The organism is Chryseobacterium rhizoplanae (genome assembly GCF_900182655.1).
Classification (GTDB): Bacteria; Bacteroidota; Bacteroidia; order Flavobacteriales; family Weeksellaceae; genus Chryseobacterium; species Chryseobacterium rhizoplanae.
The window spans coordinates 111,873-127,381 of sequence record NZ_FXTC01000009.1; the positions used below are offsets into that span (position 1 = coordinate 111,873).

Below are 15,509 nucleotides of genomic sequence, written 5' to 3' on the forward strand. Positions count from 1 at the left end.
TTCAGTTTTATACTCTATCTCCTTCTAATAAAGCAGGAAAAGTTATTTTTGTAACATCAATTAAAATCAACATAGAGCGATGGCATCAGCAATACAAGAGAAATTAGCAGAGACACTTCAAATTTCTATGGAGCGTGCAAGGGAATTTCTGGACATTTGCTACATCGTAACTTATGATAAAAACAAAATGATAGAACCTCAAAATGGAGTTTTTGATCGTTTAGGTTTCATTTTAAATGGTGCTGTCCGGATATATTACATCAACGAAAAAGGCGAGGATATCAGCTATCTTTTGCAAGTGAACAATGATGTCATTGGCGATTATGCAAGCTATATCACCGGAAAAAAATCAATGGCAGTTATACAAGCTCTTCTAAAAACTGAAATTTTATATTTTGATAAAAAAGATGTCGAGATTTTAATTCAGAAAGATATTTACTGGCTTGGGCTGGCAAAACGCATATCCGATTTAGCTTTTCTGGATGCCAAACAAAGGCTGGATGATTTGTTTTTTTATACCCCGGAAGAACGTTATCTCAATCTCCTGAAAAAGTCACCCGAAATTCTGAACAAAATTCCACAGAAATATATTTCGTCATATTTAGGAATTACACCACAATCGTTGAGCAGAATCCGGAAAAGAATTTACTGATTCCAGAAAATTAACTTAAGTGAACGTTTTTGATTTTTCCGACCTTTAATTTTGTCTCATAATATAAATGTAATCACAATGAAAATAGCAATTATCGGTGGCGGAATTGGTGGTTTGACAACAGCTTTAGCCTTGCAAAAAAATAATCTGGACGTTACCATTTACGAAAGCGCACCCGAAATAAAACCTGTAGGTGCCGGAATCATCATGGCTAATAATGCAATGCAGATTTTTGACAAACTTGGCATTCGCCACAAAATCGAAAAAGCAGGTCATAAAATTTCAACTATTAAAATTACTGATCCACAGCTCAAAACCTTATCAGATGTACAGCTGAATACATTCGAAAGTAAATATGGAGTAAGCAATATTGCCATTCATCGCGGCAACTTGCAGATGATTCTGGCTGAAGAAATTGGTTTTGAAAACATTAAACTTTCTAAACGCTTATCCAAAATCGAACAGGGGAATGGTTATCAGCTCACTTTTGAAGACGGGACTATTGCTAATGCAGACGCTGTTATTGGTGCAGATGGAATTAAATCAGTAGTGCGTCATCAAATTTTAAACATTGGAAAACTGAGATCTTCCGGACAAAAATGCTGGCGTGGCGTTATTGAATCTGATTGGACAGAAAAATATAATCACCATGCTTATGAAGCCTGGGGAAAAGGCAGACGCTTCGGCTTCGTGAAAATTAGTGATCACAAAGTTTATTGGTACGCTGTGGTTAACGAGAACCTGGTTAAAAATCCCAATAATCTTGCTGAGCTTTTTGCTGAATTTAATCCCGAAATTCACAGAATGATTTCCATAACACCCAAAGAAAAAATATTTGTCAGTGACATTATTGATTTGAAACCGATGTATCAATGGCAAAAAGACCGCGTTTGCCTGATAGGTGATGCAGCCCATGCAACGACTCCTAATATGGGGCAAGGTGCCTGCCAGGCCATTGAAGATGCATATATCCTCGGAAAACTTTTTGGTGAAGGGAAAAACCTGGATGAAGTCTTCACTCAATACGAAAAACTGCGTATGCAAAAAGCGCATTACATCGTCAATACAAGCTCAGTCATCGGTAAAATTTCTCATTATGAAAACGGTCTGGCGGTTTGGCTCCGCAATACTTTACTAAGAGCAACACCTGGCTCTATTAACGAAAAACAAATGGAAAAAGTTTTTGATATTTCGTACCGGAGCAATTTATAAGATAAATCCCGAATCAAAAGCTGTTTAGGAAACAGCTTTTAAAAATATTATAGTCCTGACGGAACAGCAAATCAATATGGGAATGATCCGGTATTTTTAAAAAATGTAGAATTCCCTTCTCGGTATAAATTTCTTATTCTTAAAGATAGAATACCTGCAACTGTTTATCCGTTAAGAAAATATTTTCCATTAAGGATTCATTTTCCCTTAAAATACACTCTAATCACAGCCATATACTCTACTCTATTTTTGTTTATGGGTATCATTAATATTGTGTAAATTTGTTGAAAACCAAAATTTATGTCAACAGCAGAACAAACAAAAAACTCACAGTATTTTATTGACCTTGAAGACAAACATGGAGCACATAATTATCACCCGCTTCCGGTAGTGCTAGACCGCGGAGAAGGCGTTTTTGTTTGGGATGTGGAGGGCAACAGATACTATGATTTTCTTTCAGCATATTCCGCTGTGAACCAAGGACATTCCCATCCTAAAATTGTAGGAGCCTTAGTAGAACAGGCACAAAAACTGGCTTTAACTTCAAGAGCATTCTACAACTCCAAATTGGGAGAATACGAACAAAAAATCACGACTCTTTTCGGGTTTGATAAAGTTTTACCAATGAACTCCGGAGCTGAAGCTGTGGAAACCGCAGTAAAACTAGCCAGAAAATGGAGCTATGAAGTAAAAGGAATTTCAGAAAACGCAGCAAAAATTGTTGTTTGCGAAAATAATTTCCACGGAAGAACAACCACTATTGTTTCTTTCTCTAATGATCCTGATGCCAACCAGAACTACGGACCTTTTACTCCAGGATTTATCAAAATCCCTTACAATGATATTTCTGCCTTAGAAGAAGTTCTGAGCAGAGAAGCAGATACTATTGCTGCATTCCTTGTAGAACCTATTCAGGGAGAAGCCGGAGTATATGTTCCGGATGAAAACTTCCTTAAAAATGCTTCTGAACTATGTAAAAAACATAACGTTCTTTTTATTGCTGATGAAGTTCAGACTGGTATTGCAAGAACAGGCAGACTGATTGCATGCCACCACGAAGATGTACAACCAGATATTTTAATTTTAGGAAAAGCCCTTTCCGGAGGAATGTATCCGGTATCAGCAGTTTTAGCTAACGACAGCATTATGAATGTTATCAAGCCGGGGCAGCACGGTTCTACATTCGGAGGTAATCCTATTGCCTGTGCAGTAGCAGTAGCAGCTTTGGACGTTGTAGCTGAAGAAAAACTATCTGAAAGAGCTGAAAAACTTGGACAGTTATTCAGAGCTGAAATCAATAAGCTGATCGAAAAAACAGACCTTATTACCAAAGTAAGAGGAAAAGGACTTTTAAATGCCATCCTGATCAATGATACTCCTGAAAGTTCCACTGCATGGAACCTTTGCTTACAGTTGAAAGAAAACGGATTACTGGCAAAACCTACTCATGGTAACATCATCAGACTGGCGCCGCCATTGGTAATTACTGAAGAGCAATTACTGGATTGTGTGAAAATTATTGAAAAGACTATTCTTGAGTATAAATAAATGGCTCTTTCCCTTGCAATCATTACTTATAATGAAGAAGAGAACATCGTAAGACTTTTAGATTCATTAACAGATACTGTTGATGAAATTATTATTGTTGACAGCTTTTCGACAGACAGAACCAAAGAGATTTGCACTCAAAAATATCCTCAGGTAAAATTCTCTGAGAAAAAATTTAACGGGTATGGTGAACAAAAAAACCATGCCCTTACTTTATGTTCTCATGAATGGGTTTTGTTTCTGGATGCTGACGAAGTTCCTGATGAAGGCATGAAAAGATCCATTACGGAAATTGTGTCTTCAGAAAGAACAGAGTTCAATGTGTATAAAGCAAGATTCAACAATCATCTTGGCGTTCACCTGATCAGATTTGGAGGATGGGGAAATGTATGCCGTGAAAGATTGTTCAGAAAAAAATACGCCAGGTATTCTGATGATAAGGTTCATGAATTTCTGATTACCGATCAGAAAGCCGGTCTTCTGGAAGGAAAACTGAATCATTATACCTACAAAAGCATTCATCATCATGTCTCGAAAATCAATAAATATTCTGATATGATGGCTGAAAAAATGTACGAGAGAGGGAAAAAAATCAATAGATTTAAAATTATTGTAAGTCCTATCTTTGAATTTATCAAAGTATTTATTTTCAAAAGAGGCTTTTTGGATGGATTTCCCGGTTTTTACATTGCCAAAACGATGTCTTATTACACTTTTTTAAAATATATTAAATTGCACGAAAAAATAAGACTAGTGGAAATAGAAAAGGAAAAAAACAGAATAAAATAGTATGATTCTTTATCTTATTCCTGTTGTATTGGCGGTATTTATCGTTTTATATTTCCGTCTCTATCTATTTGCTTTCCCGCACAACAGACTGGTTATTCTTATGTACCATCAGATTGAAAAGGAAAGCCATGAAGATCTTACGGTAAGTTTAAAAAATCTTGAACAGCAGTTTTCTTACCTGAGCCGTAAAAAATATACTTCGCAGTTTTTTTCAGAACTTACTGCTTCCACGAAAAAAAATATCATCATCACCTTTGATGACGGCTACAGAAATAACCTTGAATATCTGCCTTCTTTACTGGAAAAATATAATCTGAAAGCTACTATTTTTATTCCAACCGAATTTATTGAAAAGGGATATAACAATTATTCCATGATGACCTTTGATGAAATCAGAAATCTGGATAAAAAATATTTTGAAATTGCCCTTCACAGTCATTCCCATGAAAATCTAAGAACTTCATCCATCAATTTTATAGAAAAAGATCTAAAAAAAAACATGGAAATTCTTGATGCCCAAAACATCAGGTATTCAAGAGTTTTAGCATATCCGTATGGAAAATATCCACAGAAAAAAGATGATAAATTAATATTTTTTTCTATTTTAAAAAAAATAGGAATCGATTTTGCAGTAAGAATTGGAAATAAGGTGAATTATTACCCTACCCGGCATCCTTACGAGCTATGTAGAATTGATATAAAAGGCAAAGATTCGATCATAAAATTCAAATTAAAACTTATCTTTGGCAGATTAAAACTATTTTAAAAACAATATTAAAGGAGTATTCACGTACTTCTCTATCAAACAAATCGTTGTGATGAATATAAGTGGTTTGATCATAACATATAATGAAGAAAAAAATATACAGGATGTCCTTGAGTCTTTTGATTTCTGTGATGAAATAGTAGTGATAGACTCATTTAGCACGGATAAAACTGTAGAAATTGCAATGAAATTCCCTAATGTAAAGGTGGTTCAAAATAAATTTGAAGACTTTACAAAGCAAAGAAATTTAGCTCTGGATTCTGCAAAAAATGACTGGGTGCTGTTTTTAGATGGTGACGAAAGACTTACACCGGCCCTGAAGCAGGAAATTAAAGATGAGCTGAATAAACCCGTGCAAAAAGATGCCTACTATTTTTACAGGAAATTCTTTTTTGCTCAGAAACCGATTCATTTTTCAGGAACACAGTCTGATAAAAATTTCAGGCTTTTCAGAAAATCGAAGGCCAGATATATGGCAGGAAAAAAGGTACACGAAACTCTGGAAGTCAACGGAACCATTGGGATTTTAAAAAATAAATTACTACATTACTCCGTTTCAGATTATGAATCTTATAGAAAAAAAATGATTCATTACGGAGTTTTAAAGGGGAAAGAACTGGCTGCAAAAGGTAAAAAGTACAATGTTTTAGTGCAATATCTTAAAACAGCTTTTAAATTCTTTAAGGCCTATATAATGAGACTGGGTATTTTAGACGGCAAAGAAGGGTATGAGTTATCTTACCTGCAATCTTTAAGCGTTTTTGAAACCTATGAATCATTAAAAAAAGAGCAAAATTAGTTGAATGAAGATTTGTATCATTAGTTATGATTTTTGGGATTATGATAAGTATATTGTTGAAGCATTATGCAAACGGGGTATTGATGCCCATCATATAAAGATCAGCTCAGTTACTCATTCCAATTTCAATGAAAGAGCTGTAAATGCTTTAAGCAAAACCTTTTTAAACAAAAATCTTAAGACTGAAAAAAGACAGAAATACGTTCTGGATGCCCTGGAAAAATTAGGACATCAGGATCAGATACTGGTGATGAACCCTGATACATTTGATCTTTCAACCCTTGAAAAAATCCGAAAATATACAGACCGTCTGGTTACTTATCTTTATGACAACCTTGAAAGAGTACCTGTAGAAGATAAGCTGTACCTTTTTGACAAAGTATTTTCCTTCGATTATATAGATGTTAAAAAGCACGGGTTTGAAAAACTGACGAATTATATTTATCTGCCGCATTGTGCAAAAGAAACCCAGCAGCCTGAAATGGATCTTTTCTATATCACCTCTTATGATAACAGAAGGGTTTCACTGATAAAATTACTGGCTAAAAAGCTGATTGAACAAGGTCTGAAGTTTCAGATTATGATCATCGGAAAAAAATCATGGAAACATCAGCTGACGAATATTTTCATGACAGTACCTAAAAACCTCTTTCTGATTTTCAGCATCAAAAAGATTCCTCATAACGATCTTCCTAAATATTATAAAAATTCGAAAGTGTTGCTTGACCTGATGCGTGAAGGTCAATATGGACTTAGTTTCAGGGTTTTTGAAGCAATGTCTCTGGAGAAGAAAATCATTACTGATAATGAAGCCATTAAAACCTATGATTTTTACAACCCCAATAATATTTTGATTTTAAACAAAAATATTAGTAATCTTGACAAATCTTTTTTTGAAACACCTTACGAAAAAATTCCTGAGGAAATCTACTACAGATATACTTTGGATAGTTGGGTAAACAAAGTTTTTGAACTTGATACTAAAAACTAGCAAATGGGACTCTTAAAAAAAATAAAAAAACACTTCGAAAGGAAACAAAAGCTCAAATATCTTCAGTCTAAGGATATAGTCAACATCAATCTGTATGACGATTCCCAAAAAACAATCCTGTTTGCATCAAGAGATTTCCCTGCCCATGATAAAGAATCCGGGGCCAACAGACTGAAGGAACTTATATTAATCTATAAAGAATTAGGATACAACTGTATTTTATTTGCCCCTCATATTTTTGAAGACGATTCTTATGTAAAGTTTTATCAGCAGCATCATGTTATGGTGTATGTAGAGAACAATAAGTACAAGAATATCTATGATTTCCTGTCTGCTTTTAAAAAGGTAGATTACGTTTGGTTTAACGGGCCGCTTGCCCTGAATCTGTTTTACAAAAAGATGAAAGCTATCCTGCCTTCTACCCGATTTATTTATGATATGGTAGATATTCATTTTTTAAGGTTTAAGAGAGCAATTGAACTGGAACCTACCCGTATTTCTTTAAAGAAAAATTATAAACACTTCTTCCGTTTGGAAACGGTTGTTGCCCCACAGCTGGACTACATTATTGCCATCTCTGATAAAGAGAAAGAAATCATGAGCCAGTACGCAGATAAAAATAAGATCATTACCATATCGAACATTCACTATCCTAAAATTGATATTACGGAAAGGAAGAACTTTAGTGAAAGTAAAGGAATTACGTTCATCGGATCTATCCATGAACCGAATATTGATGCGGTAAAGTTCCTTTATGAAAAAATAATGCCCATTGTCTGGAAAACCAATCCTGAGCTGGAAGTAAGCATCATTGGAAATGTTTCTGAAAAACTGGATCTTAAACTATATCCTAAGTTTAAATTTTTAGGATTTGTAGAAAGTATTGAAGAGCATTTCATGAATTCTAAAATCATGGTGGCGCCTTTACGCTTTGGAGCTGGGGTAAAAGGGAAAATAGGGCAGGCCTTTGAATACTTTTTCCCGGTGGTCACTACAGATATCGGCGCTGAAGGAATGAAGCTTACAAATAAAAAAAATGTGTTGATTGCCAACGATGAAAATAGTTTTGCAGAAGCCATCATTCAGCTGAATACTAATGAAGAGCTTTGGAATACATTAAGCCAAAATTCTGTAGACAGCCTGAGGGCATTTTCACCTGAAGAAGTAAAAGAAAAACTTAAAACACTATAATATATGTCATTAAGCGTAAACTATCACGGTTTTTTTGAGGGAAATTTTGGGATAGCAGAGGCAACAAGGCTTAATGCTGCTGCTATGGAAAGCCAGGGCATTACAGTAAACCGCATCAGCTACTCCAGTGACACTCTTGAAAAGTCTAAAAGTGACGCACAGCCCAATGCATTAATTAATATTTTTCACATTAACAGTAATGTGACCCACGAGTTTTTTTCAAAAAACCAGGATATCAATCTTGCAGGTCATTACAACATTGTCTATTGGGCCTGGGAATTTCCCGAAGTTTCAGATAAAACAGTTGAGTTTCTGAATATTTTTGATGAATTATGGGTTCCTAGTGATTTCTGTGTCAATATTTTCACAAAATATACAGGAATTCCTGTGATGAGATTCTCCCATCCGATTCAAAAACTACCTCCTTCTGATGAATTTGATTTTGAAGAATACAATATTAAACCCGGCTCAAATGTATATATTACAATTTTTGATTCGTTAAGTACTACCATCAGAAAAAATCCTGAAGCTACAATTGAAGCCTTTATCAATGTTTTCAAAAATGATACGGAAAGTGTTCTCATTGTAAAAACGCATAATCTTGACAGGAGTAAAGATGCACAGACAGTATTGGAAAAATACGCCGGGATTTCAAATATTATCATTATTAATGAACATTTTTCAAAAGAAAAACTTCATTCATTGATTCAGAAATCTGATGTTCTTATTTCTTTACATGGTTCTGAAGGTTTCGGACTGACGATGGCAGAAGCTATGTCTTACGGAAAAATTGTTGTAGGAACCGGATATTCCGGAAATCTGGACTTTATGAATGTGAACAACAGCTTTCTTATTCAATATGATTTTATTAAAACTTCTAATACAAAAGGGTTAATTGCTGAAGGACTTACTTTAGCAAGGCCAAATTTGGAGGATGCTACCCAAAAGCTTCAGTATATAAAAGATAATTTCCAGTCTTTAAATTCTATTAAACAGAGTGCGGAAGCTCAGATCAGAGATCATTTTTCTCTTGAGACTATAGGAAAACTGCTTAAGCTGAGACTTTCTTTTATTGACCAGATGGACAAAAAAGAAAATACTTCAGAAAATAGTGTCGGGAACGTTTTTTATCTTGCCGAAATAGACAGATTGACTGGCAGAGTAAATTACCTGGAAAAGACATTATACAATAAAATACGAAAAAAAGTAAACATCTTTTTAAAGAAAATAAAAGGTAAAAAATAAAAAAGAGCGGTGGTTTCATTTGAATCTACCGCTCTTTAATTTTACTGAAATTATTTTTTCCCTTTCCTATTTCTGAAATACATTTTGATATCATATATCCACTGAATAGGCTTACTCTTTTTGTAAATCCTCAGATCTTTTTTCAAAAATATACTGTCCGCATATAATTTTATTAATGCTGATCTGCTTTGCTGAATCTTACCCTCAGAAATCAACGCTTCGGACCTTTCTCTGATCAATTTCCCTACTCCTTCGAGTGAAAAATCATTGGTAATTGTTTTACGCGCATTATCTGATGCGGCTTTTACATCATCTCCACCCTGATATATTTTTTGTAGATATTGAGAAGCTTCTTCCAGTGAAGGCTCAGACCAGATGGTATTAGAATCATAATTAAGATCATCTGAACCGTAAGATACTTTCTCAGCATTCACTAAAAAACTGTTTTCAGCATTCATAAACTGTAAATTTCCGGAATATCCTGTAGCAATAACAGGTTTTCCAAAATACATAGCTTCTGCCATCGTCAGCCCGAAACCTTCAGATCTGTGAAGAGAAATATAGCTGCCACAGGTACTGATCACATAGTTCAGGGCATTTTTGTCAAAAATCTTTTCTACCACTTTGATCTTCACAGAGTTTCCGATAGCCTCTTTTATCTGTTCCCTTTCCAAAGAAAACTTATCAGATTTAGAGGTTTTAATGGTTAAAAAAGCGTTATTCTCTTTTCCGTCAAAAGTCTCTCTGAATACCTTGATCAGATTGAGCACATTTTTTCTTTGGATAGAACTATTGTAATCGAATATGAATAAAAAATTAAAGAAGTCAGTATTATAAAAATTCAATGCTTCAGAATCTTCTGTCGGCTTCAGGTTAATATCAATGGGATGCGGAATCACTTTTACCGGAGAAGCGATATACTTTTCAATACATTTTTTGCAATATTCTGAAGGAGTCCATACCTCATCGAAAAGATTAATATTCAAAAGATAATCTTCCGGAATAGTTTCTGATTCCCAGGCCATATACAGAATATTGTATTTTCTTTCAAAAAAAGAATAATCAAAATATTCAAAGAAGTTCGACATTTCCGAAACAGATGCTGAAACCTGAACCAAATTGATAGGATGATCTGCTTTATCAGAAAACCTGGTAAAGGTCTGATCATTAGTATCATGATTGGTTCTCACATCATAATTCATCAAATTAATGGGAATTCCTGCACTCTGCATCGCTTTACAATTAAGCCTTGTTGCCTCCGCAATGCCAAACTCGCCATTAATAAATCCAAAAACGTTAATTCCTAAATCTGCCATTTTAGTTGTGTAATAATTCAACCTGATTAATCTTCCAAAGTTTCATAAAAATCATTCTGCTTTTGCTGCTTTTCAAAATTCTTTTTATGAATTAATGATAATTCATATTTTTTTGGAATTTCTGTAAAATTTTTATTTCCATAGAGTACTTCATGTACTTTATTTTTCCAGAAGATTTTTTTATTGTTTTTAATAATCCTCGCCTGATAATCAGGAAAATTAATATAACCTTCGTTATTCATATTCCAGCCCATCTGCTTTACATATTCTTCTGTAATTCCTTCTACAATATTGATTCTGGGAACGTAAAATATTTCTACACTTTTTTCTTTTTTAAGATAAGCTTTCAATGTCTTGATGAAATGCTCAGTAGGATATTCATCTGCATCAATCTGAAACAAATATTGGCATGTTGCCTTTTCTACTAATCTGTTTTTAAAAGTGGCAAAATCTCCGTCCAGTTTTGCTTCAAGTTTTATAATATTATCATAGCTACTCAGTAATTCTGTCACCTCTTTATTTTTATTGGTAATATCCTGAAGTACAATTACCTCATCATTCTTGTCAATCAAAGGAAGAAGAACATCCAATAATTTTTTCAGTTCATCAGCTTCATCATTGACCGTAATACCATAAGAAACTGTTATAAATTTGCTGGAAATTCGTGAAAGTAGGCTCATAATTTAATTGTAGATTATAGGATAATTGCCGGAAAAATGAGTAAAATAATTTTCCGCAATGACTTGTTGTACGTAATTCTTATACTTCTTTGTGGGATAAAAACAGTATCCTGATTTTTTGTAATAATATTTCCTGAAAAACTGCGGAAGTTTTTTCTCATCGTGCTCTACCTCTTTTCCTTTTTCTGTTCCTTTTATTTTGTATAAAATCTGAACATTAAAGGCAGGAGGTAAAGCTTCAAACCAATTATTGATCTGGGAAAAATAAGCAAATGGTGTTTCTTCAAAACTATTCAGTTCACCCTGATTGTGTTCTGAAAAATAATATTCTTTAAAGATATCAGCTACTTTTTCCGGTCTGAAAATAAATACACCACCATTGATACTTCCCTGCAATAAAGGATTCGCTTCAAAATGACGGTCAGTAAAATACATCTCACTGGTCTCTTCAAGTATTCTCGGAATATGCCCCCAGGTTTTGTTGAATTCTTCAGTACCTCGTGGATCGAGAACAGCTCCGAAATATTTGTCTTCCGGAAGATAATCAAACACAGAAGGTGCTTTATCTGAAATAATGATATCAAGATCTAAGAAGAGAACCATATCATACTCCTTTGTTTCTGAAGGAATCAAAAGCTTCTGAGAAAGAAGCGGGCGATGAAAACTATCATCCATTGGTCTATCAATGATCTTTAAATCTGCTCCACATTTTTTAGCATAGCTTTCAAATCCGGCTCTGTTTTTATTATACATTTTCCAGTACTTTTCTCCTACGATAAAAAGGCAGATTGCTTTTTTCATTGATCATCTAAATTTATAAGCTACAAAAATACATTTTTAATGATAAGACTGCCGGAAATATTCTTTCAGTATTCTGCTATCAATGAAAATAATGTAGGAATATTTATTTTATCCTTTATTCAAATAAAAAACCGCCCTAAACAGGACGGTTTCTTTGGTTGTAAAATTTTAATATTTCTAATTAATAGGCATAGAATTCAATCCCTTCCTTAATATAACCCGAAGGTGTTACGCTGGATCTTGAATAATAATGGTCTTTACCGTTCCAATATTGGTAAATAGGAACTGTATTAGGCTGCGGAGTAGCAAAAGCATTGAACTCGATTCCTTCGTCTACATACCCTGAATAATATCCTGGAGTTTTTGTATAGTAATGATCTTTACCGTTCCAATATCTGTAGATAGGAACGGTATTCGGAGCTTTATATAAGAATGCATTAAACTCTGTTCCTTCAAATGAATATCCGCTGTAGCTTCCCTGAATTTTTGTGTAATAGTGATCTACTCCGTTATAATATCTGTAAATTGGAATTGTTTTAAATTCGAGATACACTTTATTATCAATCAGATATTGGTCTACATACGCTTTAAGCTGAGCTTTTTTAACAGGATCTTTTACAAAGTCATAAATAATAATTAACCCATTGCTTCCAAAGTCTACCAAAACAGAATTACTTACATTTGAGCTGTTCTGCCAATTGGAAATATTAACTTTAGTATTGGTCTGATCCAGGTTCAAATCTCCTACTAGACCTTTTGAAGGATCCCCTCCTCTGGTTTTGTAGGTCAATTTCTTAGAAAAATTCATGTGGTATTCAGAAGTATTCACATCATTATCCACATTCACATTAAAAATATTTAACATACCTGCCTTTATTCCGATTCTGGCTGCCTTATCACGAGTCTGACTCGTTGTTTCAGACTGGAATAAAATATCAAGCTTTGCTCCTGTATAAATATCAGTCATTACATGAGTTCCATAATCCTGAACAATCTGCTGTGGAGTTTTTGTTTGTAAATCCTGAGCAAATTCAGGAGTTACATAATCACCTAACATATCTGTAGTAGCATTGAATCTTACTCTTTTTTGTTTAATGGTAAGGTTATAACTTCCGTAGATATATTTTGCATCAAACTTATTGTTGGTTGTTACCGCTGAGCCAAAACCTACAGAGAGTATTTTTTTAAACAATGGAAAATTAACTGTTGCATCCACTTTGGTGGAAACCATTTTGGAATAAGCTTCAGCATTTTCACCATAATCTTCAGCATACTCTTGGGAGTTTGTATTTTCACTGATTAATCTATTTGTCTGCTCTACTTTAAAACGGTCAATATCAACCACTTTAAAACCAGCTGCCGTTGCATTGGCATATTCACCGGTAACATTATAACCATGCCCTAAGACATCGTAAATTCCGTCTCCTGCAAATTTGGCTGCTGATAATCGATTATTAGCTTTTGCTGCCGGGCTTTCAGGGGTTACCTCATTATTCAGTTCTTCCGTTGAACATGAACTCATGAAAAGCATCAGTAGACTACTGAAGCAAAATAAAATTTGTTTTTTCATAGTATTAATTAAAAGTTTCCGGCAAATATAATATTCATCAGTGAGTGAAAAAAGAAATTACATAATGATATATATCATTATTTAGTGAATTTAATCATTACTTAAAGTACCATTAACAAAGGTTTAAAATATCACAAATTAGAGATTTAAAAACAAAAACAAATTATAAAAACCGATTTTTTAACATTCATTAAAAACACACAAATATCAATTCAACAATTTCTCTTTATGAGCTTAATTTCCACAACACGGTTATTCATAACTATCATCCATGAATTTAAATTATGATCCGGAATAGAAGATTGAGAGCTTTAAAACAGTATTTCACAAAAACCTGTAGAGTAAATACAAAAATTGGAATCAAAAAAAAGAATACCAGGTCATAAATCACCTCTTAAACGCATAATTTTAAGTAAATTTGCAAAAATTAAAAATTGAAATGGAGAAAGTAAGAGTACGTTTTGCTCCAAGTCCTACAGGACCATTACATTTGGGAGGCGTAAGAACCGCATTATATGATTATCTTTTTGCTAAAAATCAAGGAGGAGAATTTGTATTGAGAATAGAAGATACAGATACTGCCCGATATGTAGAAGGTGCTGAAGAATATATTGAAGAAGCTTTGGAATGGTGCGGAATCATCCCGGATGAAAGTCCTAAGAAAGGAGGGAAATATGCTCCTTACAGACAGTCTGAAAGAAGAGATATCTATGACCGATATACAGAGCAGATCTTAAAAACAGATTATGCTTATATTGCTTTTGATACTGCTGAAGAATTGGACGGTATTCGTGCACAGTACGAAGCTAAAGGTGATGTTTTCTCATATGACAACAAAACCAGAAACGGTCTTAGAAACAGCCTGACACTTTCTGAAGATGAAGTTCAGAGATTGTTAGACGAAAAAACTCCGTATGTAGTAAGATTCAAAATGCCTGTTGACAGAGTATTAAATCTTGAGGATATCATCCGTGGAAAATTCTCTGTAAATACCAATACTTTAGATGATAAAGTTCTGGTAAAGAATGACGGAATGCCAACCTATCATTTTGCCAACATCATTGATGACCATGAAATGGAAATCTCTCACGTTATCCGTGGAGAAGAATGGCTGCCATCTTTAGGACTTCACACGTTATTATATGAAGCCATGCAGTGGGAAGCACCACAGTTTGCGCATCTTTCTTTAATTTTAAAACCTGAAGGAAAAGGAAAACTAAGTAAAAGAGACGGAGATAAATTCGGGTTTCCGGTATTCCCGCTTGATTTCAAAGATCCGGCAACGGGTATAGTTTCCAAAGGATACAGAGAAAACGGTTATCTTCCTGATGCTTTCATCAACATGGTTGCATTATTAGGCTGGTCTCCGGCAGACGATAAAGAAATTCTTCCTTTAGAAGAAATGATTAAGGAATTTGACCTTCACAAAGTACATAAAGCGGGGGCAAGATTCAGTAAAGAAAAATCAGAGTGGTTCAACCATCAGTATATTCAGATGAAGTCTGACGAAGAGCTTCTTCAGATATTGAAAAACACTGCTATTGATTTCGCAGGTGCTTCTGATGAAAAACTGTTGAAGGTGATTCACCTGATGAAAGAAAGAGCAACTTTCCCGAAAGATATTTACGAAAACGGAAAATTCTTCTTTGAAGCTCCAACTTCTTATGATGAAAAAGCTTCGAAAAAAGCATGGAACGATGAAACATCTGCAATTTTAGCAGAATTGGCAGCAGCTTTTGGTTCTACAGACTTTACTGCAGAGACATTGAAGCAGACCATGCATGATTTCGCGGAAAGCAAAGGGCTGGGTATGGGTAAAGTAATGATGCCGTTACGTTTGTCTTTAGTAGGAGAATTGAAAGGACCGGACGTTCCGGACATTCTGGAAACCCTTGGTAAAGAGGAAAGTACCTCCAGAATAAACAATGCTATAAATAATTTTAAATAGA

At 34.3% G+C, this 15,509-nt stretch carries 14 protein-coding genes; 10 read left to right on the forward strand and 4 right to left on the reverse strand.

Features of this window, described 5'->3' with window-relative positions; all coding sequences use genetic code 11:
* Positions 1 to 79: 79 nt before the first annotated feature.
* The 9 genes from FN817_RS18175 to FN817_RS18215 all read left to right on the forward strand — a co-directional run bounded on the left by FN817_RS18175 (position 80) and on the right by FN817_RS18215 (position 9,193).
* Positions 80 to 652 (forward strand): Crp/Fnr family transcriptional regulator, encoded by a 573-nt coding sequence (locus tag FN817_RS18175; RefSeq protein ID WP_142719166.1) that lies wholly within the window; start codon positions 80 to 82, stop codon positions 650 to 652.
* Between the two features lie 78 nt (positions 653 to 730).
* On the forward strand, positions 731 to 1,864 hold the full coding sequence (locus tag FN817_RS18180) for an FAD-dependent monooxygenase (protein ID WP_142719167.1): 1,134 nt from the start codon (positions 731 to 733) through the stop codon (positions 1,862 to 1,864).
* Between the two features lie 300 nt (positions 1,865 to 2,164).
* Positions 2,165 to 3,412, forward strand: coding sequence for an ornithine--oxo-acid transaminase (gene rocD, locus FN817_RS18185; RefSeq protein WP_142719168.1), 1,248 nt, complete (start codon positions 2,165 to 2,167; stop codon positions 3,410 to 3,412).
* Complete coding sequence (locus tag FN817_RS18190; protein ID WP_142719169.1) at positions 3,413 to 4,201, forward strand: glycosyltransferase family 2 protein; 789 nt, start codon at positions 3,413 to 3,415, stop codon at positions 4,199 to 4,201.
* A gap of 1 nt (position 4,202) precedes the next feature.
* Positions 4,203 to 4,967, forward strand: coding sequence for a polysaccharide deacetylase family protein (locus FN817_RS18195; protein ID WP_142719170.1), 765 nt, complete (start codon positions 4,203 to 4,205; stop codon positions 4,965 to 4,967).
* A gap of 52 nt (positions 4,968 to 5,019) precedes the next feature.
* Positions 5,020 to 5,766 (forward strand): glycosyltransferase family 2 protein, encoded by a 747-nt coding sequence (locus FN817_RS18200; RefSeq protein ID WP_142719227.1) that lies wholly within the window; start codon positions 5,020 to 5,022, stop codon positions 5,764 to 5,766.
* 4 nt (positions 5,767 to 5,770) lie between these two features.
* Positions 5,771 to 6,757, forward strand: a complete 987-nt coding sequence (locus FN817_RS18205) for a glycosyltransferase family 4 protein (RefSeq protein ID WP_142719171.1) — start codon at positions 5,771 to 5,773, stop codon at positions 6,755 to 6,757.
* Between the two features lie 3 nt (positions 6,758 to 6,760).
* Complete coding sequence (locus FN817_RS18210) at positions 6,761 to 7,948, forward strand: glycosyltransferase family 4 protein (RefSeq protein WP_142719172.1); 1,188 nt, start codon at positions 6,761 to 6,763, stop codon at positions 7,946 to 7,948.
* A 3-nt stretch (positions 7,949 to 7,951) separates the two neighbouring features.
* The gene (locus FN817_RS18215) at positions 7,952 to 9,193 is read left to right on the forward strand and encodes a glycosyltransferase (protein ID WP_142719173.1); all 1,242 of its coding nucleotides are present in this window, start codon (positions 7,952 to 7,954) and stop codon (positions 9,191 to 9,193) included.
* Positions 9,194 to 9,243: 50 nt separating this feature from the next.
* On the opposite strand, the gene FN817_RS18220 is transcribed toward FN817_RS18215, so the two are convergent.
* The 4 genes from FN817_RS18220 to FN817_RS18235 form a co-directional block, all read right to left on the reverse strand.
* The gene (locus tag FN817_RS18220; protein ID WP_142719174.1) at positions 9,244 to 10,509 is read right to left on the reverse strand and encodes a glycosyltransferase; all 1,266 of its coding nucleotides are present in this window, start codon (positions 10,507 to 10,509) and stop codon (positions 9,244 to 9,246) included.
* 26 nt (positions 10,510 to 10,535) lie between these two features.
* Positions 10,536 to 11,189: a glycosyltransferase family 2 protein gene (locus FN817_RS18225; protein WP_142719175.1), complete on the reverse strand. Its 654-nt coding sequence runs from the start codon at positions 11,187 to 11,189 to the stop codon at positions 10,536 to 10,538.
* A 3-nt stretch (positions 11,190 to 11,192) separates the two neighbouring features.
* Positions 11,193 to 11,990: a glycosyltransferase family protein gene (locus tag FN817_RS18230; protein ID WP_142719176.1), complete on the reverse strand. Its 798-nt coding sequence runs from the start codon at positions 11,988 to 11,990 to the stop codon at positions 11,193 to 11,195.
* Between the two features lie 181 nt (positions 11,991 to 12,171).
* Positions 12,172 to 13,560, reverse strand: a complete 1,389-nt coding sequence (locus FN817_RS18235; RefSeq protein ID WP_142719177.1) for an MAC/perforin domain-containing protein — start codon at positions 13,558 to 13,560, stop codon at positions 12,172 to 12,174.
* A gap of 439 nt (positions 13,561 to 13,999) precedes the next feature.
* Between FN817_RS18235 and gltX the strand changes: the two genes are divergently transcribed.
* Complete coding sequence (gene gltX / locus FN817_RS18240) at positions 14,000 to 15,508, forward strand: glutamate--tRNA ligase (protein ID WP_142719178.1); 1,509 nt, start codon at positions 14,000 to 14,002, stop codon at positions 15,506 to 15,508.
* Position 15,509 lies beyond the last annotated feature (1 nt).